The 22,731-nt window shown below is 55.0% G+C and carries 21 protein-coding genes; 13 read left to right on the forward strand and 8 right to left on the reverse strand.

Annotated features, from left to right (window positions below; all coding sequences use genetic code 11):
• The first annotated feature begins 21 nt into the window (after positions 1-21).
• The 3 genes from AC07P6_RS13500 (at position 22) to AC07P6_RS13510 (ending at position 2,024) form a co-directional block, all read left to right on the forward strand.
• The gene (locus tag AC07P6_RS13500; RefSeq protein ID WP_478316608.1) at positions 22-786 is read left to right on the forward strand and encodes an amino acid ABC transporter permease; all 765 of its coding nucleotides are present in this window, start codon (positions 22-24) and stop codon (positions 784-786) included.
• A complete protein-coding gene (locus AC07P6_RS13505) occupies positions 773-1,495 on the forward strand; it encodes an amino acid ABC transporter ATP-binding protein (RefSeq protein WP_478316997.1) in 723 nt (240 codons plus the stop codon). Before AC07P6_RS13500 ends, AC07P6_RS13505 begins: the two co-directional genes overlap by 14 nt.
• Positions 1,496-1,574: 79 nt before the next feature.
• Positions 1,575-2,024 carry a methyltransferase family protein gene (locus AC07P6_RS13510; RefSeq protein WP_182239300.1) on the forward strand — a complete coding sequence of 150 codons (450 nt, stop codon included), beginning with the start codon at positions 1,575-1,577 and terminating at the stop codon, positions 2,022-2,024.
• Between the two features lie 48 nt (positions 2,025-2,072).
• Here AC07P6_RS13510 and AC07P6_RS13515 read toward each other — a convergent pair whose 3' ends face one another.
• Entirely contained in the window at positions 2,073-3,278 is a 1,206-nt protein-coding gene (locus tag AC07P6_RS13515) for an MFS transporter (RefSeq protein WP_181485946.1), read from the reverse strand.
• 407 nt (positions 3,279-3,685) lie between these two features.
• On the opposite strand from AC07P6_RS13515, the gene AC07P6_RS13520 reads away from it, so the two are divergent.
• Entirely contained in the window at positions 3,686-4,837 is a 1,152-nt protein-coding gene (locus tag AC07P6_RS13520; RefSeq protein ID WP_478316610.1) for a M20 aminoacylase family protein, read from the forward strand.
• A 147-nt stretch (positions 4,838-4,984) separates the two neighbouring features.
• Here the strand turns inward: AC07P6_RS13520 and fdhF are convergent, their stop codons facing one another.
• On the reverse strand, positions 4,985-7,135 hold the full coding sequence (fdhF, locus tag AC07P6_RS13525; RefSeq protein ID WP_478316612.1) for a formate dehydrogenase subunit alpha: 2,151 nt from the start codon (positions 7,133-7,135) through the stop codon (positions 4,985-4,987).
• 238 nt (positions 7,136-7,373) lie between these two features.
• Positions 7,374-8,456, reverse strand: a complete 1,083-nt coding sequence (locus tag AC07P6_RS13530; RefSeq protein WP_110277284.1) for a malate/lactate/ureidoglycolate dehydrogenase — start codon at positions 8,454-8,456, stop codon at positions 7,374-7,376.
• 263 nt (positions 8,457-8,719) lie between these two features.
• On the opposite strand from AC07P6_RS13530, the gene AC07P6_RS13535 reads away from it, so the two are divergent.
• A complete protein-coding gene (locus AC07P6_RS13535) occupies positions 8,720-8,821 on the forward strand; it encodes a small membrane protein (protein ID WP_142670573.1) in 102 nt (33 codons plus the stop codon).
• Between the two features lie 20 nt (positions 8,822-8,841).
• On the opposite strand, the gene AC07P6_RS13540 is transcribed toward AC07P6_RS13535, so the two are convergent.
• Positions 8,842-9,729 carry a helix-turn-helix domain-containing protein gene (locus AC07P6_RS13540; protein WP_434663257.1) on the reverse strand — a complete coding sequence of 296 codons (888 nt, stop codon included), beginning with the start codon at positions 9,727-9,729 and terminating at the stop codon, positions 8,842-8,844.
• A 415-nt stretch (positions 9,730-10,144) separates the two neighbouring features.
• On the opposite strand from AC07P6_RS13540, the gene nqrC reads away from it, so the two are divergent.
• From nqrC to AC07P6_RS13580, 8 genes are all read left to right on the forward strand, one after another.
• Positions 10,145-10,906, forward strand: a complete 762-nt coding sequence (nqrC, locus tag AC07P6_RS13545) for an NADH:ubiquinone reductase (Na(+)-transporting) subunit C (RefSeq protein WP_478316614.1) — start codon at positions 10,145-10,147, stop codon at positions 10,904-10,906.
• A gap of 252 nt (positions 10,907-11,158) precedes the next feature.
• A complete protein-coding gene (locus tag AC07P6_RS13550) occupies positions 11,159-13,099 on the forward strand; it encodes an FTR1 family iron permease (RefSeq protein WP_434663263.1) in 1,941 nt (646 codons plus the stop codon).
• Positions 13,100-13,126: 27 nt separating this feature from the next.
• Positions 13,127-13,654 (forward strand): iron transporter, encoded by a 528-nt coding sequence (locus AC07P6_RS13555; RefSeq protein WP_064176588.1) that lies wholly within the window; start codon positions 13,127-13,129, stop codon positions 13,652-13,654.
• 87 nt (positions 13,655-13,741) lie between these two features.
• Positions 13,742-15,121, forward strand: coding sequence for a Fe-S-containing protein (locus AC07P6_RS13560; RefSeq protein ID WP_478316615.1), 1,380 nt, complete (start codon positions 13,742-13,744; stop codon positions 15,119-15,121).
• Positions 15,122-15,123: 2 nt separating this feature from the next.
• A complete protein-coding gene (locus tag AC07P6_RS13565; protein WP_304259661.1) occupies positions 15,124-16,407 on the forward strand; it encodes an ABC transporter permease in 1,284 nt (427 codons plus the stop codon).
• A complete protein-coding gene (locus AC07P6_RS13570) occupies positions 16,397-17,527 on the forward strand; it encodes an ABC transporter permease (RefSeq protein WP_478316617.1) in 1,131 nt (376 codons plus the stop codon). Before AC07P6_RS13565 ends, AC07P6_RS13570 begins: the two co-directional genes overlap by 11 nt.
• Before the next feature lie 4 nt (positions 17,528-17,531).
• On the forward strand, positions 17,532-18,227 hold the full coding sequence (locus AC07P6_RS13575; RefSeq protein ID WP_064176584.1) for an ABC transporter ATP-binding protein: 696 nt from the start codon (positions 17,532-17,534) through the stop codon (positions 18,225-18,227).
• On the forward strand, positions 18,214-18,699 hold the full coding sequence (locus tag AC07P6_RS13580; protein WP_478316618.1) for a TlpA family protein disulfide reductase: 486 nt from the start codon (positions 18,214-18,216) through the stop codon (positions 18,697-18,699). Before AC07P6_RS13575 ends, AC07P6_RS13580 begins: the two co-directional genes overlap by 14 nt.
• 108 nt (positions 18,700-18,807) lie before the next feature.
• Here AC07P6_RS13580 and tal read toward each other — a convergent pair whose 3' ends face one another.
• The 4 genes from tal to AC07P6_RS13600 all read right to left on the reverse strand — a co-directional run bounded on the left by tal (position 18,808) and on the right by AC07P6_RS13600 (position 22,701).
• Entirely contained in the window at positions 18,808-19,758 is a 951-nt protein-coding gene (gene tal / locus AC07P6_RS13585) for a transaldolase (protein ID WP_478316620.1), read from the reverse strand.
• Between the two features lie 84 nt (positions 19,759-19,842).
• Entirely contained in the window at positions 19,843-21,096 is a 1,254-nt protein-coding gene (locus AC07P6_RS13590) for a class II D-tagatose-bisphosphate aldolase non-catalytic subunit (protein ID WP_478316621.1), read from the reverse strand.
• A 9-nt stretch (positions 21,097-21,105) separates the two neighbouring features.
• Positions 21,106-22,209: a PTS fructose transporter subunit IIC gene (locus AC07P6_RS13595; protein ID WP_139537462.1), complete on the reverse strand. Its 1,104-nt coding sequence runs from the start codon at positions 22,207-22,209 to the stop codon at positions 21,106-21,108.
• Positions 22,210-22,380: 171 nt separating this feature from the next.
• A complete protein-coding gene (locus tag AC07P6_RS13600; protein WP_478316623.1) occupies positions 22,381-22,701 on the reverse strand; it encodes a PTS fructose transporter subunit IIB in 321 nt (106 codons plus the stop codon).
• Positions 22,702-22,731: the final 30 nt, after the last annotated feature.

Raw genomic sequence — 22,731 nt, forward strand, 5'->3', positions numbered from 1 at the left:
CGTATTTTTTAGGGAAGGGTTATGACGGGATTCCGTTGGGAGATCATTGAGGAGTACGGTCCGCTGTTTATGGACGGTGCCTTGATGACCATTAAATGTACCATTATCTGCGTGATCCTCGGCACCCTGTGGGGGCTGACCCTCGGGCTGGGGCGAATGGCGAAAGCCGAGCACGGGGTATGGAAATACGTTCTGCGTTACCTGGTGCAGTTTCCGGTACGCTTTTACGTCAGCGCGTTTCGCGGCACGCCGCTGTTTGTGCAAATCATGGTGGTTCACTTCGCACTGGTGCCGCTGTTTATCAATCCGCGCGATGGGCTGCTGGTCACCAGCGGCATGATGAGCGCCGATTTTGCCCGCGAGCTGCGCTCCAACTACGGCGCGTTTCTCTCCTGCGTCGTGGCGATAACGCTCAATGCCGGGGCCTATGTTTCCGAAATCTTCCGCGCCGGTATCCAGTCTATCGATAAAGGACAGATGGAAGCCTCCCGCACGCTGGGAATGCCGTGGTGGAAAACCATGCGTCAGGTCATTCTGCCGCAGGCGTTTCGCCGCATTCTGCCGCCACTGGGTAACAACGCCATCGCCATTGTTAAAGACTCCTCGCTGGCTTCAGCCATCGGCCTGGCGGACCTGGCCTACGCCGCGCGTACCGTTTCCGGCGCTTACGCCACCTACTGGGAACCCTACCTGACCATCTCTCTGGTTTACTGGGTTATTACTTTCCTGCTGGCGCAGCTGGTTAACCGTCTGGAAAAGAGGTTTGGCAAAAGTGATTCACATTAATAATCTGCACAAGCGCTTCGGCGACAGCCACGTTCTGCGCGGCATCAGCTGTGATATCAAACCGCAGGAAGTGGTCTGCATTATTGGTCCGTCGGGTTCGGGAAAAAGTACCTTTCTGCGCTGCATGAACGCGCTGGAAACCGTCAGCGAAGGCGAAGTTGAGGTGAACGGTTTTGCCGCCCACGATCGCGCCACTGACATTAATAAGATGCGCGAAAGCGTCGGTATGGTGTTTCAGCGTTTCAATCTGTTCCCGCATAAAACGGTGCTGGAAAACCTGATTATGGCGCCGATGAACCTGCGCGGTATGGCGCGGGCCGAGGCGGTACATCTGGCGGAAGAGCTGCTGGCGAAGGTAGGGCTGAGCGACAAGCGCGACGCCTGGCCTTCTAGCCTTTCCGGTGGTCAGCAGCAGCGCGTGGCGATTGCCCGCGCGCTGGCGATGAAGCCGTCGATCATGCTGTTCGATGAACCCACCTCGGCGCTGGATCCGGAGCTGGTGGGCGACGTGCTGGAGGTGATGAAAAATCTCGCCAGCGAAGGGATGACCATGGTTATTGTGACTCACGAAATGGGCTTTGCCCGCGAAGTGGCCGACCGGGTTATCTTTATCGACCAGGGTATTATTCAGGAAGAGGGCAAACCGGCGCAGATCTTTAGCGCGCCAGTAAACCCGCGTACCGCTGAGTTTTTGAGTAAAGTGCTGTAATGGCTTTCAGCCCCGGCGTGCGCTATGCCGCCGGGGAACAATCCGAATGATTTTGTTGCTCATTCCATGGAGTGCGCTGATGTTAAGGAAGGTGTTCGTCCCGCCGGTTTTACTGCTGCTGTTTGTGCTTTTCGATCTGTTGATTGCCGGGCGCGAGTTCTGGGCGTGGCGGCCACTCTATTTCGGCCTTGCGCTAATCCCTCTTATCATTAGCGCAGTTATCGTTCTCGGGACGCTGCGCCAGTTTCGCACCCACCGTACCACCCTGAATCCGCTTCGAGCGCAAGAGACCACGACCCTGATGACCGACGGCTGGTTTCGCTATTCGCGCAATCCAATCTATCTGGCGATGACTGGCGTACAGCTGGCCCTGATTATTCTCAGCGGCAAACCGCTACTGCTGCTGACGCTACCGTTGTTGATCTATTTGCTGACTGTGCTGCATATCCACCCGGAAGAAGCGGAAATGGCTCGTCTCTTTCCTCGCCAGTGGCCGGAGTATGCGCGTAAAGTGCGGCGCTGGTTGTAGGATTACCAGCTCCGACAGTCGCTGATTTTCGAAGCCCGGAGATAAAAACTACCGTGCGACTTCGCTAATATCATCCATCTCTTCTTCGCGTTCACGCGCATCCGCCAGCAGCGCTTTTTCGCTTTTGCCGAAGCACTGAATCAGCAGGAACAGCGCGCCGCTGGCAAACAGCGTCATCACCAGACCATCATAGCCCGCGACGCTAATCAGCAGGCTGCTGACCACCGGACCCGCGACGCTGCCCGCAGACCAGAAAAACCCCAGCAGAGCGTTGATCATTATCAGCTTCTGTCCGGAGAAGGTTTTCCCGGCGCGAACCAGCGATAGCGTATAGAGTGCGCCCGCCGCGGCTCCCAGAATCATACAGCCAACAATAAGCTGAATATTTGATGCCAGCAGGAACGGTAGGGCCAGCAATGCGAGGCAGAAGACTACCGCGCAGGTTAGATGTACGCGGCGGATGCCGAAGCGGTCGGCAATCCAGCCTAATGGTGCCTGGAACAGAGCATCGCCGGTCAGGACTACCGTGACCAGCAGCACCGCCATCACTTCATTTAGCCCTTTATCCATACCGTACAGCGGCAGCAGCGCCAGAATGCTGGCATCAAAGAACGCAAAGCAGAACACGCCGGAAGCCAGTACCGGTAAAAAAGCGCCAAGGCTGCGCCAGCTGGCGTGTTCGGCGAGTCGTTCGCGGCTACCTGTCGGCAAGTGACGCAGCATCAACAGGCAGGCCACGGTGATGCCGCCAATGACCAACAGCGCCCACGGCTGATAGTCTGGCCCGGCGGAAATCAATAATGGCCCAGCCAGCTGACAGCCGGTGAAGGCAGAGGCGTAAATCCCGGTTAAGGTCGCCCGATTTTTGCCCGCCGCGCCGCCGGTTATCCAGCTCTCCCCGAGAACGATAATTACCCCAGAAGCCATACCGGTCAGCAGTCGCGGCAGCAGAAGATGTGCAATATCAAAGCTCAGGCAGGAGGCTACCGTGGAGACTGCGAGCACCACCAGGCTTGCGGCCAGCAGCATCCCCATCTCAAAGCGTCGGCACAGCGCAGGTGAGAGGAAGGAGGAGATCATCATCCCCGCTGGCGGTAGCGCGGCCAGCAGGCCAACGTAGACGGTATCAATCTGCTGCTGCGCCAGCTCAAGGCTGATTAAAGGCACCGTATAGCCGGTGATAAATCCCACTAGTGAAGCGGCCATGATCATCGCCAGCGTGGGGGCAAGGCGACTCTGGTCTGGGTTGAACATTTTATTCCCGATAACGGAATTCTGAAGAGTGAATTATTCGGCGAAAGGCCAGTATAGCTGCATAATAATTAATCGCACGCCTTCTGTCACCGTTGATATGACTGCCAAAAAAGGCGGCTCTGACGGGATGCCTCGCTAATGCGCATGGGCTCAGGGTTTGCTGAATGTTGTCAGCGCGCGGGCGAAAGGATATAACCAATAGGATCGTCGGTAACCTATACCCGTCATACTTCAAGCTGCATGTGCGTTGGCTGCACTCACTCACCCCAGTCACTTACTTTAGTAAGCTCCTGGGGATTCGTTCTCTTGCCGCCTTCCTGCAACTCGAATTATTTAGGGTATATAACCGCAAATTATTGAATAAAACACTGGTTCAGCGCTGATGCTGTGCAGGAAAGGAGTAAGACATGGCAGTATCCCCTTCACTGATCGCCGAGGCCATCCGCTGGCGACGTGATTTTCATGCTTGCCCTGAACTGGGATACCAGGAGCAGGAAACCTCGCGGCGTATTGCTGAATTACTCACTTCATTTGGACTTCAGGTTCATACCGGGCTGGCGGGTACCGGCGTGGTGGCGACGCTGGAGAATGGCCCTGGTCCGGTAATTGGACTGCGGGCGGATATGGACGCGCTGCCGATAACCGAACTGGGCGATGTTAGCTATAAATCGCGCAATCCAGGCGTGATGCACGCCTGTGGGCACGATGGACATAGCGTAATGCTGCTGGCGGCAGCCGCGCATTTGGCGCAAACCCGCCGCTTTAGCGGCACCGTCCACTTTGTGTTTCAGCCCGCCGAGGAGAATCTGGGCGGCGCGCGTAAAATGGTGGAAGAAGGGTTGTTCGACCTGTTCCCGATGGACGGCATCTACGCGCTGCATAACTGGCCGGGCATTGCGTTGGGTCAGGTGGCGATTAACAGCGGGGCGATGATGGCCTCGCTCGATGCGTTTGAAATCACCCTGACGGGGAAAAGCTGTCATGCGGCGATGCCGGAGCGCGGGGCGGACCCGATTGTCGCCGCGGCGCAGTTGATTATGGCGCTGCAAACGATTCCTTCGCGCCGCCTTTCACCGCAGGAATCTACGGTGGTAAGCATCACCCAGATTGCCGGCGGTGAGGCGATTAACGTTCTGCCGGATAAAGTTGTGCTGCGCGGGACCTTTCGCTGCCTGAACAACCAGGTGCGCGAGCGGGTGAGGGGGCTGATTGAGAGCTATGTCGCCGCTCAGCCGCAGGTCTCTGACGTCGAAGGGGAGATCTCCTGGTATCCGGGTTATCCGGTGACGACTAACGATCCTGCCCAAGCGCAAAAAGTTCGCGATGTGGCGACCGCGCTGCTGGGGGAATCGGCGGTGAGCTGGAACGGAAACCCATCCATGGCGTCGGAGGATTTTGCCTGCATGCTGGAAGCCTGTCCAGGAGCCTATTTTTGGATAGGGACCGACGGCGAGACGGCCTCGAAGCCGCTGCACAATGCCGGGTATGATTTTAATGATGAACTGATTCCGCACGGCGTAGCGCTGTGGACGGCGCTGGTGGAAAAGCTGCTGGCGTAAGATGCCGATCCCGGAGGCGGTGCTGCGCACCTGTCCGGGCTACACGTCCTTAGCCGTCTGCGATCCAGTAGGCCGGGCAAGGCGTTAGCCGCCGCCCGGCACCAGGGCGAAATACGCAGGGAGATGCGTCCTTCTCCCTGCACCGTTTTACATGTTAACCGCCGCTTTCAGGCGGGCTTTCATCTCGCTGTAGCTGGTCCAGGCGTACTGCTCGGCCCAGCGCTGATCCTCAATCGCTTCCACCTTCACCGCACAATATTTGGTTTCCGGCGTCTTCGAGATTGGGTCGAGATTGTCCTGAGTTAATTCATTACAGGCGCCCACCCACCACTGATAGGTCATATACACGGCCCCGAGATTAATGCGATCGCTGATGTCGGCGCGGGTAATTACCTTGCCGCGTCGGGAACTGACCCACACCAGCTGTTGATCGGCAATCCCCAGACGCTGTGCGTCGGCGCGGTTGATTTGCACCCGGCCCGGTTCATCGGCGAGCGACTGCAACGCCGCACAGTTACCGGTCATAGAACGGCAGGAGTAATGCCCGACTTCGCGTACGGTGCACAGCACCAGCGGATACTCTGCATCCGGTATCTCCGCGGGCGCTCGCCACGGTGCGGCAAACAGCTGACCCTTTCCGGTTGGCGTATCGAACTGATTGTCCTTATACAGCCACGGCGTGCCGGGGTGATCCAGCGTAGGGCAAGGCCATTGTACGTGGTTCATATCGCCCATTTTTTCATAAGTGACGCCATAGAACAGCGGGCACAGTTCGCGCATTTCGTCCCAGATCTGCTGGTTATTGTCGTAATGCATCGGGTAGCCCATTTCGCTGGCCAACAGACTGATGATTTCCCAGTCGCGCTTAACGTTACCGGTGGCAATAATCGCCTGTTCGAAGCGCTGAAAACCGCGGTCGGCGCAGGTAAAGACGCCGCCATGTTCGCCCCAGGAGGTGGCGGGCAGCAGCACATCAGCGATTTCTGCAGTTTTGGTCATAAAGATATCCTGCACCACCACAAAATCGAGCGCTTCGATACCTTTGCGCACCAGACCCAGATCGGCCTCGGTCTGTAGCGGGTCTTCGCCCATGATGTAGTAGGCTTTGATCTCGCCGGTCAGCGCTTTATGCGGCACCTCGGTGATGCGGGTCCCAACTTTGTCGTCCATCAGCGCTGGGTCAATGCCCCAGGCTTTGGCGAATTTAGCGCGTGCGTTAGCATCGGTGACATCCTGATAGCCAGGGAACATATTCGGCAACACGCCCATATCACAGGCGCCCTGGACGTTGTTTTGCCCGCGCACAGGTCCCACGCCGACGTTAGCGCGTCCGAGGTTGCCGGTTAACAGCGCGAGGCTCGCCAGCCCTCTGACCACATCCACTGCCTGACCAAACTGGGTCACGCCCATGCCCCACATAATGGTGGCAGAAGGTGCGGCGGCAAACATGCGCATTGCCTGACGAATCTCAAGCGCCGAAACGCCGACTATCTCTTCGACAGCCTCGGGGGAGTAGTCTTTGACCATTTCACGATAGGCATCCAGCCCTTCGGTATAACGCTCGACATAATCATGGTTATACAGATTCTCTTCCAACAGCACGTGGGCGAAGGCGTTAACCAGCGCCATATTACTGCCATTGTTGAGCTGGAGGTGGCGGTCGGCGATGCGGGCGGTTTCGATACGGCGCGGGTCGCAGACGATGATTTTCGCGCCGTTTTCGCGCGCTTTAATCACCCGACGGGCAACGATAGGGTGGGAATCGGCGCAGTTATAGCCAAATACCAGCAGGCATTTTGAGTTTTCAATATCGCTAATTGAGTTGCTCATCGCGCCGTTGCCGAGCGCCAACTGAAGACCGGCCACCGACGGGCCGTGGCAGACGCGGGCGCAGCAGTCAACGTTATTGGTGTTGAGCACTCCGCGGGCGAACTTTTGCATCACATAGTTGGTTTCATTGCCGGTACCACGGGATGAGCCGGTGGTCATAATGGCGCGCGGACCATGTTTTTCTTTTATTTCACGCAGTTTTTTCGCCGTATAGCGGATAGCTTCATCCCAGCTGACCGGGGTGAATTTACCGCCTTTCTGGTAGCGAATCATCGGTTGTTGCAGGCGTGGCGTCAGCAGTTGCGTATCGTTGAGGAAGTCCCAGCCGTAGTAGCCTTTGAGGCATAGCTGATTTTGGTTAGTCACACCATCGGCCGCTTCGGCGCGGATAATTTTATTGTTATCGACGACCAGCTTAAGTTTGCAACCGGCCCCGCAGTAAGGGCAAACGCTCGTGATTTTTTTCATCAGTAACAGACCTGTTAACAGAGAATAAACAACAACGGACAGACCGGGCCCGGCCCGCCTTTGTCAGGGCGTCCTCTGCCAGCGCATCGGCAGAGGACGGGAGCGTTATGCATACACTGTGCCAAAACTTAACATTATGATTTCATAGGGAATAGAGGGCTGGGCAAGTGAGGGTGATGATGATGTCGACACTAATGACGATGACATGACGCCCGGTTGGGCGTCATGAAGGGACGGGTCAGGCCAGCTTAAGCCGTAGCTGCGCGAGAGTCTCTGCGGGTAACCCGACTTCCTCGGCGGCGGCGCAAATCGCCTGCCAGCTCCCGGCATCCAGTGGAATACCCTGCGCCAGACGTTCCTGACGGTTGGCTTCTTCCCACTCGCCCGGTGCCAGAATCGGTGTATTTTCATCATGCGGTGACTGTTTGCACCAGTCGATAAACGCCTCGGTCTCACGCTGCATATCTGGCGCGTCGAATGCTTCCGGGCTGAGAATGATGGTGGTCATACAGTTGAAAATAGCGTCTACGCTGGCTTGTAGATTCTCCTTATGCGAGGTTTTGCCACCGGATACCGCGCCGCCGATCACTTCACACAACGTCGCCAGCGCGTAGCCTTTATGCTCGGCAAAGGTCAACAGCGCGCCGAGCGGCGAGGTCTGCATAACCGCCGGGTCGGTGGTGGGAACGCCCTGAGCGTCAATCAATGAACCTGGCGGTACCGGAACGCCTTTGTGCCATGCGACGCGGGTCTTACCAAAGGCGATAGCGCTGGTGGCATAATCTAGCAACAGCGGGGGATGGCCTTCGCGCGGGAACACCACGCACAGCGGGTTGGTACCGAAGCGGCTGTCTTTGCCACGGAACGGCGCGACCATAATGTTGCCGACAACGTTCACGAAGTGAATAGAGATCATTCCGGCGGCGGCGCACTGTTCTGCCCAGTAGCCGATGCGGCCTATGTGGTGCGCGTTACGCAGTGCGACGGCAGCCATGCCGTGCTGTTTCGCTTTTTCGATGCCCATCTGCATGGCTTCATGAGCCACTACCTGACCGAACCCACCGTTACCATCAAGGGTGACGACCGCGCCTGCATCCTTCATCACGCTGGCATGGCGGTTGAGCTGAAGACAACCCAGCGCGTGGGAACGTACATAGCTTGGGATCATGCCTACGCCGTGGGAATCATGACCGGCAAGGTTAGCGGCAATCAGATGGTCGGCAACGAGGGAGGCTTCGGTGGGAGTACTGCCCATATGAGTGAACAGCGTTTTAACAAATTGATGCAGGTCCGTAGCCTGGAAGCGATGTCCTGTCTGCACTGATTTTCTCCTGTTTTTGGGTTGCGGTATTGTTGTTTTATGATGTTTGCGCTTCCATGCTGCTCTGTACGTCGGAGAAGATCAAGGTTTGAACCTGGTATGTAAAGAGAGTTGCTGAGGGGCAGAGAACAGAATTGAGGCCCGGAAGTCTGGTTGTGCTGTTAAGAATCATTATTATTAAAATCTCATAATAAATCTTACCTGTCGAACATGATAGGGATATAAAAGAGAGCGCAACAATGAATATCAGTGCATTTTTTCTGATGACCATCGCTATTTTACTGCTGGGAATATCGGTATATAGCTTGCTAAGCTATATTAAAGAGCGCCGGGCCAAACGCTTTCGGCCTTTCCGCCAGCGATAAGTTTGATATCGAGAGGCGAGTTAACTCGCCTTATTATAATTGTCTCGCCAGACTTTCGGTGATACGTGATATTTTTCGCGGAACTGCTTGCCAAATAATGGATGGCTGACAAAACCGCAAACCCAGGAAATCTGCTCAATTCGAAGCTGCAGGTTATTTTCCAGCATCTCTCGCGCAGCCTCTAAACGTATGTCTCTGATTAATGCCATCACCGATGTATTCTGTTCATTAAAGGCTCTGTCGAGACTGGCGCGCGAGCAGCGTAGCGTTTGCGTCAGCATATCTGGTGATAAGCTCTGTTGATGATAGTTCTGCATAATGAAAGACTTAGCGCCATTAAATAGATGGCTTAGCTTGCCTGGGGAAAATAAGCCTCTCTCTTTAGCGACATCGGCAAGCATGATTAAAGCCATATTATGCAATCCATCAACGACGGTTGCCGTCTCTTTTGTTGACAGAATGGCAGACTGCGCATCCAGTAACTGCATATGTGATTTCAAAAATCCTGCCAGATGATGATTTTCTAAAGAGATCATTGGGCTGTTTAATTTCCCACTGAATACTTCGTTTATTTTATCGCTGCGGGGAATAACGTAGAGCTGTTTTACATCATTACATTGATAATGATAATAGTCGTTGCGTTGGTGAACAATTAACGTTCCCTGATTCACCTGTGAGCTGGCGGACTCTTTACGACCGCGAATGATTTGGTTGCCCTGAACGATCAGTGAAATATAAATCGAAGATTCCGTTGTCTGGTGCGGGTCGAATATCGTTTCGTTTTTTGAACCCATCGCACTACAATAATCTCCGTTAACGCCGGAGATAGTTTTATGAGTGGCAATAATCTCTTCCGGCCGCCGATTGTTAACTACTTCAATACCGTAGCAGTTAATGTTCTGCGACAATCTCTTATAGCGCTCTTCGGGGGCGATATCCGCTGCGCTTAAAACATGTGGAACGTACAGCGCCGTAGGTCTGGACATAGTTGTCTCTTATCCCAAGGTGACGGTTGCAGGTGGGTTGTTTTTACCTGTCGATTATAAGATTAATCTTAAAGAAAACCAGAGGTCAGGCGTTTTTTTACATTTCTCAGGTGCCCGGCATGCAACGAGTTTTATGACTATTAGTTTTTCTAATAAATTGCCTGCAAGAAAGATTATTTTTATATATGTAAAAAATAGGGTTAATATTTTTAAGCATAATTTTGATTGTCACGAAATATCAAATCAAGCAAATACGTATTGTCTGGAGGGCTAGACAAAAGAATGGGAATGGTTGCACTCTATATTACAGATGCCAACTGATGGGAAAGATGAGCGCATGCGTAAAGGTAAAATTATTGTTTTAGTTTTGATGGTTTTTTGTATTCTTATTTTTGCAATTGTTGCCGCCTGGTTTTTACTGTCCAAAGACAATTTTGCCGTACCCGAAAACGCGGAAACAGAAGCCGCGGTTCTCCAGGTTGCTGGTTTAACGCGTAATGGGCAACGCGATCCGCAGGCGCTGAAATCGCTCTATCAACAACGCGTGGCGGTGCGTCAGGTAAATCTTGATAACGGTCAGTTGTTGGCTATGGGAGCAGAGAGCAACGTGAAAAAACGCTGTGTCGAACTGGCTGCGTCACGCGATCCGGCGCAAATCCGCCAGCGCTGTTCGCTGGGTGAGGTTTACGTTGTTCGAGATAATAATGATGAAATTCAGCAAGTTATACTTCCGGTTTACGGCAAAGGCGCGAAGTCGATGATGTATGCCTTAATCGCCCTTGAGACCGATGGCCGAACGGTAAAAGACCTGTTGTATTACCAGCAGAATGAAACGCCGCTGCTGGGTGCAAGAGTCGAAGACCCAGACTGGCGTAGCCAATGGCCAGGCAAGAAAATACGCGATAATAACGGCCAGCCGGCGCTAAAGGTTATTCAGAATAATCCCGGTCAGCATGATGACTATACGGTGGATGGAATTAGCGGTGCGACCCTGACTTCAACCGGCGTCGAGAAGAGTATTCATTACTGGGCGGGTGAGCAGGGATACGGTAAGTTTCTTCAGCGGCTACAGCAAAACCCTGAAATATTAAATCGTTAAAAATAAATCCCGCAAAATATCCCTCAAACAACCGGTGTGAATACAGCACCGGTTTTTTTATGCATCTGATTCCGTTATTCCGCGATAGGAAAGCCTCTATGCCCGCCTAATAACCCAGAGTTATAAATATTTAGTTCTTTGCAACATTTTACACAAATTGTCACAGTTTGACATTTTCATGATCCAGGTCATGTACATTACGAGTAAAAATGACAACGATAATCATTATCATTAACTCTAATGGGATGCGTCATGGCTGTTCCTCGTTCTTTCCTGCTGCTGATGTTGTTTAGCCTCGTGTTCGGCAGCGCGTGCGCGATGGCGCAGACCCACTATGCGCCGTATATCGAGGATATCGAGCAACGTCTTGATAAGACAGCCGAATTCTATCAGCAGCAAAAAAATACCGAAGCGCGCCGCGAGGTGCAAATGGCCTACTTTGAAGTGTTTGAAAACCTCGAAGGGCCAATCCGCATTAACATTTCGGCGCGGAAAAGCTACGAAATGGAGAGTACCTTCGGTGAGATCCGGCGCATGATCGGCGAGGGCAAACCGCAGAGCGAAGTTCAGGCGCGGATCGACGGGCTGAAGCAGGCGCTGCGTGAGGTGGAGCCGATACTGGACGGCGGGCATCGGCTGGTGGCGGAAGAGCAGCATACCGCGCTGTCGCGCGATGACATTGCGCTGCACTGGCAGGATAGCTTCCGCATTATTGACGATATGCTGGCGCAGGCGGTGACGGAGTATCAGGCCGGTAACTATGCGCAGGCCAGCCAGCAGGTGCAGCAGGCGCACTATCAAGGCTTCAAAAACTCCGAAATGGAAACCTCGGTACGTCAGAATCGCTCGGCGAAAGAGGCCGCCGCCATCAACCAGCAGTTTACCGCGCTGATTACCCTGACCTCCCAGCCGGACCGCCTGAACGACGTTTCGTATCAGGTCACCACGTTATTGCAGGATCTGGAAGATATTCTGCCAGGTCTGCCAACCACCCGTGACGATCAGCCGGTAAGCGCTCCGGCTAGCGCAGGCAACGCCACACAGATCGAGGATACGGGAGCCCGGGCGGATTGGGCGAGCGTCGCTGCCGGGATTAACCAAAGCATCAATGCTGCTCTGGTGCGCTATCAGAACGGGGAAGGGCAGGATGCGATTCTCGATGTCCAGGACACCTATTTTGACCGTTTCGAAGCCACCGGAATGGAGAACAAAATCGGCTCCCGCGACTCGGCGTTTAAAACCTCCCTTGAAGCGCACTTTACCCGCATGGTTAGCCTGATGAAGGCCAACCAGCCGCAGGAAAAGCTGGTTGCCGAAGCCGCTGCGCTGGAGCAGGACCTGCAAAAAGCGGTGGCTATGCTGGGCGAGGGCGAAGAGACCCAATGGAGCCTGCTGCTCTACAGCCTGATGATCATCGTGCGCGAAGGGCTGGAAGCGTTGCTGATTGTGGCGGCTATCGTGGCCTATCTGGTTAAAAACAACCATCACGACAAGCTGCCGCTGATTCGCCAGTCGGTGATTGTCGCGCTGGTGGCCAGCGTGGCGACGGCGTTTATCTTCCAACTGCTGTTTACCAACTCTGGCGCCAGCCGGGAGCTGCTGGAGGGGATCACCATGCTGATTGCCGTGGTGATGCTGTTCTTTATGAGCTACTGGCTGCTGTCGAAGGTCGAAGCCCGCCACTGGAAAGCCTGGCTTGAGGGCAAACTCTCCCATTCGCTGTCGCGCGGATCGCTGGTAGGGCTGTGGCTAACCAGCTTCCTCGCGGTCTACCGCGAAGGTGCCGAAACGGTACTGTTCTACTACGCCCTGATTGGTGATGCCCAGGGGCTGCCGGGTCATCTTGCCATCGGTGCCGGGTTTGTTATCGGCTGCGTGGTACTGCTCATTGCCTGGCTCATCATGCGCTACTCGGTGGTTCGACTACCGCTTAAACCCTTCTTCATGTTCACCGGCGGTTTTATGTACCTGATGGCGTTTGTTTTCGCCGGTAAAGGGGTACTGGAACTGGTGGAGGGCAAACTATTCCAGCCAACGTTGATTAACGGGATGCCCGAAATCAGCTGGCTGGGGATTTACCCCTACGTGGAAACGCTATTGCCGCAGATTGTATTGCTGATCGCGGCGCTGGTGGCGCTATGGATCATGCGCCGCCGCCAGGCACCAGGTGAGACCATAAAAACAAGTTCCTAATCATTTTAAGACGAGAGGATGAGTCAGATGACCATTAAGAAGACCCTGATTATCAGCGCAACCGTAGCCAGCATTTTCACCGCACCTGCGGCGCTGGCCTTTAAAGAGTATCCGGCTGGTGAACCTGTCACCATGAATGAGATGGAGATCGCTGCGGTTTACCTGCAGCCGATCGATATGGAACCGCGCGGTATGGGTTTGCCGGCAGCGAAATCGGATATCCATCTGGAAGCCGATATTCATGCTGTTGAAGGCGGTAAAAATGGTTTTGGCGCAGGTGAATGGATCCCTTATCTGACCATCGCCTATACCCTGGTCAATAGCGACACTGGCGAAAAACAAGAAGGCACCTTTATGCCGATGGTGGCGAGCGATGGCCCGCACTACGGTGCGAATATCAAGATGATGGGCGTTGGTAACTACAAAGTGACCTACCACATTGACCCGCCGTCAAAAGCCGGGATGCACCGTCATACCGATAGCGAAACCGGCGTCGGTCGTTGGTGGAAGCCGTTTGATGTGAGCTATGAGTTTAAGTATGTCGGTCTGAACTAAGCGTCATTAAACGCGAGCGCTATTACGCAGGATGGTCGACGGGTCATCCTGCGGCGTATTTTTCATCCGCCGTACTGAGTTGAAGTCATGAGCTATTTTTTCGTCACGACGCTACAGGTCTTTTTCTGCATTGCGCTGCTCTCCGCCGTACTCTGGGGCCGCGGCAACCCTCCTGCACTGCGCCCGCTGGTCTGGACGCTGCTCACCGCGCTGGCTGGCGGACTGTTCGCCGGGCTGTTTATTCGCCCGAGCCAGTCGCTGGAGCTTCTTTTCGTTGGTGCTGAAATTCTCGTTTCACTGCTATTTTTGCTGAGCTTCTGGTGGTCAACGCCGCGGGTTCGCTATCTGTGGCAATGGATCCTGACCTTTGGTGCGGCCCGCCATTGGGCGCTTGACCCGAACCTCGGCGGCCTGACCTCCACGCACGTGCTGAATACCGATCTGCTGCTGAATCTGACCGCGCTGGTGCTGGCGTTCGCGCTTTTGTGCCTGGCGTGTGCGCTCTGCGCCATGCTCCTGCGCCGGATGCGCGGGTTCTACTGGCCGCTGACCCTGCTGATGATGGTCCTGTTGTGGCTGCCGCTGAGCGGGAATTTGCTGCTGCTGTTGATGAAGCTACAGGTGGTGCCGCTGCTGAAGCCGCTGCTGAGCTTCGTCGCCAAAGTGACTAACAATGCGGCGATGTATAACTGGGCCGCCGCCGCGGTACTGCTGTTAATGTGCCTGTTCTGGATCCCGGCGCTGCGCCGCTATTACCGCAAGGTAAAAGCGACGGAAGAGCCAATCTCCCGCCGTCTGGCGCTGGCCGAACGCCGTGGAGCAACCCGGCTGTGGCTCACGACTATTTGCTGCGCGCTGGCGATTATCGGCGGCCAGCTATGGTGGGATCTGGTGGCTTCACAGCCGCCGCGCTTATCCGAGGCGCAGCCGGTCACGTTGGCCGCCGACGGCCTGGTGCATATCCCGGTTGAACAGGTGCGCGATGGCAAACTGCATCGCTTCGTCTGGGTGGCGGATGACGGCAAAGCGATCCGCTTTTTTATCATTAACCGCTATCCCGACAAGCTGCGTTTCGGCGTGGTGTTCGACGCCTGCCTGCTGTGCGGCGATCAGGGGTATGTGATGGAAGGCAATCAGGTGATTTGCGTTGCCTGCGGCGTGCACATCTTTATTCCTTCCATTGGCAAACCCGGTGGATGCAACCCGGTGCCGATCGACGACTGGCGCAACGATGACAAAGAGCTGACGATACCCGGCGCGGCGCTGGCCGTGGGGGGAAACTATTTCTCTACCGTCCTGACAATTAAAGTGACCGACCCGGTGGATGGTTCAACGCTGACCAATACCAGTGCCGACTTCAAATACAGCTATGGCGGTAAAACCTGGTTCTTCTCATCAGAAGCGAACTATGACCGTTTCCGCAATGCGCCAGAGCAGTTTGTTCCTGACGCAGTGAAGGAGGAGTAGCGATGCTGTGGCGAATGATCTACCAGTCATGGGGGCGCAATCTGCGGCGTAAAGCGCTGGCGGTATTGACCGTGTTTCTGGCGACCAGCCTGATCTCGGCGCTGCTGGCAGTCTCTATCGACATCGGCGACAAGATGTCCCGCGAGCTGAAATCCTACGGCGCTAATATTCTGATTGAGCCTGCAGGGCAGGCGGCGCTGCCCGCGCTGTTTAGCGAGCAAAGCAACCCGCTGGCCAGCGACGATTTTCTGGATGAATCCGAGCTGCCGAATATCAAAGATATCTTCTGGCGCAACAACATTGTTGGCTTCGCACCGATGCTCGGCGGCGAAGTGAGCGTGGATGGCCATGATATCCGCGTGCTGGGGACCTTTTTCAGCCAGCCGGTCGCTATCCCGGATGAAGAGGGATACGAAACCGGGCAGCGGACGGTCAGCCCGTTCTGGCAGGTGAGCGGCGAATGGCCGCAGGAGCCGGTCGGTGAGACACCGCAAACCCTGGTCGGCCACGCGTTGGCGCGAAACTACGGCTGGAAGCCCGGCGATCGCCTGGCGTTAAAGGTCGCGGATAACGTGGTAAACGTGCAGGTGAGCGGTATTTTATCCAGCGGCGGCGATGAAGATAACCAGCTGGTCATGCCGCTTAGCGTGGTGCAGCAACTGCTGGGGCTACCGGGGAAAGTACAGGCGATCCGCGTGTCGGCGCTGACGGTGCCGGAAAACGAACTGTCGCGTCGGGCGCGAGAGGATCTCGAAGCGCTTAATGCCGAAGAGTACGATCTGTGGTACTGCACCGCCTATGTGTCGTCTATCGCCCACCAGCTTGAGGAGGCGATTTCCGGGGCGGAAGTGCGTCCGGTCTGGCAGGTTGCCGCTTCGGAAGGCGTGGTTATCGATAAAATTCAGCTGTTAATGGGCGTGGTAACTTTAGCCGCGCTGGCCGCCGCCGCGATGGGCATCGCCTCATTGATGACCAGCACCATTATGGAACGCGCCAAGGAGATTGGCCTGATGAAAGCGCTGGGCGCGCGGCAGTGGCAAATTCTGCTGCTGTTCTATCTTGAGGCGGCGCTGGGCGGCCTGGCCGGTGGAGCATTTGGCTGCATCGCCGGATGGGGGCTGGCGAAGGCTATCGGCCTGATGCTGTTTGATACGCCGCTTAATTTTGCCTGGGTGGTGGTGCCCTGCGTGCTGGTGATTGCGGTGCTGATTGCGTTAATCGGCACCTGGTTCCCGGCGCGGCGTATTGCCCGTCTTTATCCTGTGGAGGTGCTGTATGGCCGCTAAGCGCGACATGCTGTGGTTATTAGTGTGGCGGGCGCTGCGGCTGCGTATGCAGCGGGTCAGCGTGGTATTTGCCGCGCTGGCGGTCGGCGCGACCATCGTCACGGCGCTTTCCGCCGTGTGGTTCGACATTAATAGCAAAATGAGCGAGGAGTTGCGCACCTTTGGCGCGAACTTCTACATTGGTCCGGGCCATGGCACCAGCATGCCGCAGCCGGAGCTGCAGGCGATTCTTGACGGCGCACCGGGTGGACTGATTCACGGCGCCAGCCCTTGGCTCTACGGTACCGCGCGCACCGAGCTGGAAAAAGTGGTGATGGTCGGTGTGTGGTTTGAGTCGCTGCAAAAACTGGTGCCCTATTGGCAGGTCAACGGCAGCTGGATCGGCGTTAGCTTTGACGATCGCAACGCGATGATTGGCGTGAAGCTGGCGCAGCGTCTGGCGCTGAATATTGGCGATAGCGTGACGCTGGTGGACCATAGTCGGCGCAAGAAACTGCTGATTAAGGGCATCGTTGAAGCCGGGGACGCGACCGACAATATGCTGATTGTCAGCCTCGACGTAGCGCAGTCATGGCTGCAAAAGCCCGATGTTATCAGCCACGGGCTGCTTAGCGTCAGCAATGACCTCGGTCAGGTGGAGAGCTACGCCAGCCAGTTACAGCGGCAATATCCTGACCTTGAGATTCGTCCAGTGCGTAAAGTATCGGCATCTGAAGGGCAGGTGCTGGAGAAAATTAAGGGGCTGATGGGACTGGTATCGATAGTTATCCTCGCGCTCTCATCCCTGTGCGTGAACACCACCCTGATGGCGATTGTCGGTGAACGCGCTCGCGAGTTTGCCCTGCAAAAAGCGCTGGGGGCCAGCAACGGCGATATCATCCGCCAGATGTTACTGGAGACCAGCATTATCACTTTTGCGGCGGTGGTTTGCGGTTGGGTGCTGGGCTATCTGCTGGCGCAGCTGCTGGGATTAACGGTGTTTAACGCCAGTATCTCGCTGCGCCTGCCGGTGCTGCCGATTACCCTGATTCTGTCTTTACTGGTCGCCCTGCTGGCGGCCATTGTTCCGGTGCGGCGCGCGGTGAGCGTCGAACCTGCGAAAGTGCTGAAAGGAGAGTAACGCCATGACCGTCACGTCTTTGCGTCAGATGGCGATTGAAACGCGTCATTTATATAAGCGGTTCGGGGAAGTAACCGCGCTGGAAGATATCAACCTGCGCATCGCCCGCGGCGAGTTTGTCGCTATTATGGGGGCGTCTGGTTCCGGTAAAACGACGCTGATGAATATTCTCACCTGTCTGGATACCGCCAGCGAAGGGCAGGTGATCCTCGACGGAACCGACGCGGCGGCGCTGGATGAAGAGGGGCGCAGGCGCTTTCGCGCGCAGAAAATTGGCCTTGTGTTCCAGCAGTTCCACCTGATCCCGTTTCTGACGGCGCTGGAAAATATCATGCTGGCGCAGCATTACCACAGCGTGGTGGATGAAGCTGCCGCCAGAGCGGTGCTGGCTCAGGTCGGCCTTGAGCATCGTGTTACCCATCTACCGAGCCAGCTTTCCGGCGGTGAGCAGCAGCGCGTCTGCATTGCCCGGGCGCTGGTTAACGAGCCACCGGTTATTTTTGCCGATGAGCCAACCGGTAACCTCGATGAAGAGAACGAACAGCGGGTGCTGGATCTGCTGACCGATTTGCACCGGCAGGGGCGCACCATTGTGATGGTGACCCACAACCCGGCGCTGGGGCAGTTCGCCGATCGCATCGTGCGTTTGCAGCACGGAAAGTATCTGGGAGAGGAGGTGAATCATCATGCGCATGCCTAAAGTGATGCTTGTCCTGCTGCTGGTGCTGCTCGGCGGCTGCAAAGAGGAAAAGCTGGCGCGCGGCGAGGCGGCACCCGCGCTGGCGGCGTTTGATTTGCAGGGGGAATCGGCCAGCCTTGAGCGCTGGCAGGGCAAGGCGGTGTATCTCAATTTTTGGTCATCAAGCTGCGGCGGCTGTCTGGCGGAGATGGATTCCTTACAGGCGCTCAGCCAGCGCTGGCCGGATAAACTGGTGGTGGTGGGCGTCAATACCGACCCGGAATCAGTCGATATCGCGCCGCTGTTAGCTAAACATGGCATCAGCTATCCGGTGCTGCGCGATCAGCTCAAAATGACCCAGGAGCGCTATCAGGTTATCGGCACCCCAACGTCGGTATTGATTGATAGCCATGGAACGGTGCTAGATTTGCATCAGGGCCTGCGCAAGCCCGAGGAGTTACAGATGGTGTTTAGCCAGCTGGCGCAAAAATAGTTTCCCCCGCGCGAGCAGTCTTGTAGCCCGGACAGGCGCGTTAGCGCCGCCTCCGGGAAAATAGTGGTAGCCCGGGTAAGGCGTCAGCCGCCACCCGGGATGTCTCACTTACAGATACTGGCTCAGTAGCGCCTCAAGGCTGTTCTGGTCCACGGCAAACAGGCGAATACCTTCGGCGAGCTTCTCCACCGCCATCGCATCCTGATGATGCGCCCAATAAAACTCCGCTTCACTCATTGCGGCGGGCTTCGCCTGAACCTCACCTTCATACGTCAACGGCGCGGGTACCGGCCCCTGAGTTTGCTGCAATTGCGCCAGCAGTGCCGGGGAAACGGTCAGACGGTCGCAGCCGTTAAGCGCCAGTACCTGTTCTGGCGTGCGGAAGCTGGCCCCCATCACCACCGTCCGGTAACCGTGCATTTTATAGAAGCGATAGATCTTCTGTACCGATTCGACGCCCGGATCGTTCTCGACGGTGAAGGTGGTATCAGGGTTGTTTTTCTTGTACCAGTCGTAGATGCGACCGACAAATGGGGAAATCAGGAAAACCCCGGCATCGGCGCAAGCTCTGGCCTGGGCAAAGGAGAACAGTAGCGTCAGGTTGCACTGGATACCCTCTTTTTCCAGCGTTTCTGCCGCGCGGATCCCTTGCCAGGTGGCAGCGAGCTTAATTAAAACCCGATCTTTACCGATCCCTTTCTCTTCATACAGCGCAATGATTTCCCGCGCTTTAGCTATGCTGGCCTGAGTATCAAACGAGAGGCGAGCATCCACTTCGGTTGAAATACGTCCCGGAACGCTTTTCAGGATCAGCACCCAGATACTTACCGCCAGATAATCGGCAATATCCGCAGGCTGTACCGCTTTTCCATTCTGGCGAGACTTCACCGCCGCGACGGCATCCTTCACCAGTTTTTGGTACTGCGGAAGCTGTGCCGCTTTATAAATAAGCGAAGGATTGGTGGTCGCATCTTCAGGCTGATAAGCCATAATGCTGTCAATGTCCCCGCTGTCGGCAACAATGGTTGTCCGCTGCTTTAGTTGTTCAAGCTGATTCATCGCTATGACCTGTTTTTCAATAATAGGGCTGGAAACAACAAGGAGAAGGCAAGGCCCGCTCCTTATTGTTGGTTGGATGGGGGATTATTTTGCCTGCGCGACGCGGGAGGTCAGGCCTGGCATATTGAAGCATTCGGCTTCGTTCTGGATCATATCTTTAATTTTATTGACCACGTAACGCTCAGGCTCGACGCCAAACGACTTCAGATTGGCAAACATGGTTTGCATCTCTTTGACAACGTCCGGTTTTTCGTAGTTGTAGTGGCCGCTGAGTTCAAGAATCTCTTTCAACAATTCTGGCTCGTTAAAGATTTGCTCTTCGGACTTGTTTTTGTGCTCATCGGTCATCCATTTTTCCCATTTGTGGCTCAGCACGCACTCGCGGGTCAGGACGGTTTTTAAATCAGACGTTGACTTGATAAAGCCTTTCGCCGCCAGATCTTTCTCGACTTCCGCCAGCTTCAGATAAGCGCGGGTTTCAATGGTGCCGTAGGCCGGGGCGACGTTCATCGCGGTGATGCCCAGACCCGGATGCTTCAGTAGAATTTCATCCGGCAGGTAGTCGCCGTTATGCTCTTTCAGGCCCACGCCGTGGCGGGTGCTGATAGCCGAAAGCTCTGCGGACTGCTTATCATTAAAGTGGCCAACGTTCTTGGTCAGGCGGGTCAGAGTGCCGGTTTGACCGACGATAAACAGCGGCTGCGGCAGCGATTCAGCGGCCAGACGCTTATTCAGCTCGATAATAAACCCTTCATAGGCGCTGACGTCGGTCAGGCCGCCGTTGGTCTCTTCGGTACCGACTTCATAGAAGAATTCCTTCAGGCTATTGGCCTTACGGTACTCTTCGCAGAAGCGAATCAGCTCAACGGTGCGGCTCAGAACCAGTTCAATATCAATGACTTTACCAACAACGTACGGGTCTTTCGTCGGGTCAATATGCAACAGGTCGAAACCGGCGTCCATATCAATCTGATAAGAGCGGCGGGCCAGCTTCATCGCTTCGGCTTCCGGAATATGATCTTTACGCTCTTTATCACGCTGCCATGGGCCGCCGTGGTCGCGGCAGAGGAAGTAGTCACCGTTGAAGCCGACTTTTTCCGCCATCGCTTTCAGGTCGGCAGCAAAGCGGAACTGATCCCAGTTATTAACGTAACCCGCGCCAAACTCATCGGCATCAACCTGGTTGCGGCTGGCAATAAACATCAACGGCAGATCTTTTTCTTTACCCAGTTCAAAGCAGGCCTGAATTAACGCCGGAGACATTGGGCCAATTCCCAGCATCGTAGACTTGCCACCGTTAACAATATAATCGACGTACTGTTTCATTGTGTTTTTCATGATAACTCCTCAGACTTTATTCATATCAGAAGTGATTGTTTTTTTAGCCGACTCTTTTTTTACCGGCTCGCTAATATTGGGGCGCAGAATATGCAGACAGATGGCGGTGACAATAACGCCGATAAGCATATCGATGACGTACCACATTGGCGCTTTATTGACGCCAGCAATGGCAATTAATCCACCGTGGGGAACCATAGATTCGACGCCGTGAACCATAGCCAGACCGGCACCGACGGCGCTACCGATAATAATTGACGGCAGCACGGTCTTCAGATTTTTAACGGCGAAAGGAATCGCCCCTTCGGTAATGCCAATTAATCCCATAAAGGCAGCAGAGGTCCCCATTCTTCTTTCATCTTCAGCCCATTTACGCTGGGAAATAAAAGTCGAGAGGGCAATGCCGAGCGGTGGGATAGCGCAGGCAATACGGTAAGCGCCGTTCGGGCCATAAATACCTTCTGCCATTAATGCGAGGGTAAATGCCGTGGCGGTTTTATTGACCGGTCCACCCATATCAAAGGCCGCCATGGCGCCGAGAATTAAACCTAATACGACGCCGCTGCTTCCCTGCATATTAGAGAGCATGGAAACCAGCCATTTCATGGCAAAACCGATGGGCCCAATCAGTACGTACAGATAGAGCATGCCGACAATAACGCTTGAGACGATGGGAATAATCATGATCGGCATGACCGGCATCAGCACTTTGCCGACCTTCCAGGTTTTTACCCATTTAGCGACGTAGCCGCTGAGAATACCGAGCAGCATTGCGCCGAGAAAACCGGTTACCACGTGGTCCGCGCCTAGCGGCGTGCTGGCCATAAAACCAGTGATTAAGCCCGGCGTCAGCCCCGGCTTACCGGCGATAGAGTAGGAAATATAGGCCGCCAGCACCGGAATCATCATTCCCAGCCCGGCGCTGCCGATAGCGCCAAGGTTTAATAAGAATGGATTGGTGACGACCATGCCTTTGCCCGCAACCGGCTCGCCGCCAATCAGCGACAGCGCCAGACAGATGCCGCCGACCACCACCACCGGCATCATATATGACACGCCGGTGCTAAACGCTTTAACTAAATCATCCTTAATGGCTTTTGCTTTTTCCGACATTTTTTATCCTCCCGATACCCTGTATTTTTATGGGATGACATACGATTTACGGGCGTAGTCATCCCCGGGCGCTTTTGCGTCATAATTGAAATACAGCGTTCGCAGAAATTTAATTAACGTTTTTATTCACCGATGGCGAATGCCGAAATAAATTCGCATCGGTGGTTTGATTTATTTAACCAGCTTCTCGGCTCTGTCAATAATCGCCGCCGGATCGCGAACCACTTCCGCCGGGTTGAGCGAAATAATCAGGCCAGCGTCTTCTTTTTCTTCAAAGCGTTCGACGCCTTCAATACCGATGGCAATTGCCAGAATAACCACATCGGCTTCGGCAATTTCGTCTTCGCTTAATTCGTTTCCAATTCCCATGCCGCCCTGGGTTTCGACTTTGACGTCATAACCTCTTTTTTTACACTCCTGCTCAATCGCTTCCTGGGCCATATAGGTGTGGGCGACTCCGGTAATGCATGCTGCGACTCCGACAATTTTCATGAGTGACTCCTGATTTTTTATTTGGCTGTA

The sequence above is a fragment of the Klebsiella sp. GFKo11 genome (assembly GCF_056490265.1).

What these genes read in the sequence shown, in the direction of transcription:
- AC07P6_RS13575 (WP_064176584.1), top strand. Translation starts at nt 17,532, where the DNA reads ATGACCGTCACGTCTTTGCGTCAGATGGCGATTGAAACGCGTCATTTA.
- AC07P6_RS13510 (WP_182239300.1), top strand. Translation starts at nt 1,575, where the DNA reads ATGTTAAGGAAGGTGTTCGTCCCGCCGGTTTTACTGCTGCTGTTTGTG.
- AC07P6_RS13515 (WP_181485946.1), bottom strand. Translation starts at nt 3,278, where the DNA reads ATGTTCAACCCAGACCAGAGTCGCCTTGCCCCCACGCTGGCGATGATC.
- AC07P6_RS13555 (WP_064176588.1), top strand. Translation starts at nt 13,127, where the DNA reads ATGACCATTAAGAAGACCCTGATTATCAGCGCAACCGTAGCCAGCATT.
- AC07P6_RS13500 (WP_478316608.1), top strand. Translation starts at nt 22, where the DNA reads ATGACGGGATTCCGTTGGGAGATCATTGAGGAGTACGGTCCGCTGTTT.
- AC07P6_RS13565 (WP_304259661.1), top strand. Translation starts at nt 15,124, where the DNA reads ATGCTGTGGCGAATGATCTACCAGTCATGGGGGCGCAATCTGCGGCGT.
- AC07P6_RS13595 (WP_139537462.1), bottom strand. Translation starts at nt 22,209, where the DNA reads ATGTCGGAAAAAGCAAAAGCCATTAAGGATGATTTAGTTAAAGCGTTT.
- AC07P6_RS13520 (WP_478316610.1), top strand. Translation starts at nt 3,686, where the DNA reads ATGGCAGTATCCCCTTCACTGATCGCCGAGGCCATCCGCTGGCGACGT.
- fdhF (WP_478316612.1), bottom strand. Translation starts at nt 7,135, where the DNA reads ATGAAAAAAATCACGAGCGTTTGCCCTTACTGCGGGGCCGGTTGCAAA.
- nqrC (WP_478316614.1), top strand. Translation starts at nt 10,145, where the DNA reads ATGCGTAAAGGTAAAATTATTGTTTTAGTTTTGATGGTTTTTTGTATT.
- AC07P6_RS13570 (WP_478316617.1), top strand. Translation starts at nt 16,397, where the DNA reads ATGGCCGCTAAGCGCGACATGCTGTGGTTATTAGTGTGGCGGGCGCTG.
- AC07P6_RS13535 (WP_142670573.1), top strand. Translation starts at nt 8,720, where the DNA reads ATGACCATCGCTATTTTACTGCTGGGAATATCGGTATATAGCTTGCTA.
- AC07P6_RS13590 (WP_478316621.1), bottom strand. Translation starts at nt 21,096, where the DNA reads ATGAAAAACACAATGAAACAGTACGTCGATTATATTGTTAACGGTGGC.
- AC07P6_RS13550 (WP_434663263.1), top strand. Translation starts at nt 11,159, where the DNA reads ATGGCTGTTCCTCGTTCTTTCCTGCTGCTGATGTTGTTTAGCCTCGTG.
- AC07P6_RS13600 (WP_478316623.1), bottom strand. Translation starts at nt 22,701, where the DNA reads ATGAAAATTGTCGGAGTCGCAGCATGCATTACCGGAGTCGCCCACACC.
- AC07P6_RS13580 (WP_478316618.1), top strand. Translation starts at nt 18,214, where the DNA reads ATGCGCATGCCTAAAGTGATGCTTGTCCTGCTGCTGGTGCTGCTCGGC.
- tal (WP_478316620.1), bottom strand. Translation starts at nt 19,758, where the DNA reads ATGAATCAGCTTGAACAACTAAAGCAGCGGACAACCATTGTTGCCGAC.
- AC07P6_RS13560 (WP_478316615.1), top strand. Translation starts at nt 13,742, where the DNA reads ATGAGCTATTTTTTCGTCACGACGCTACAGGTCTTTTTCTGCATTGCG.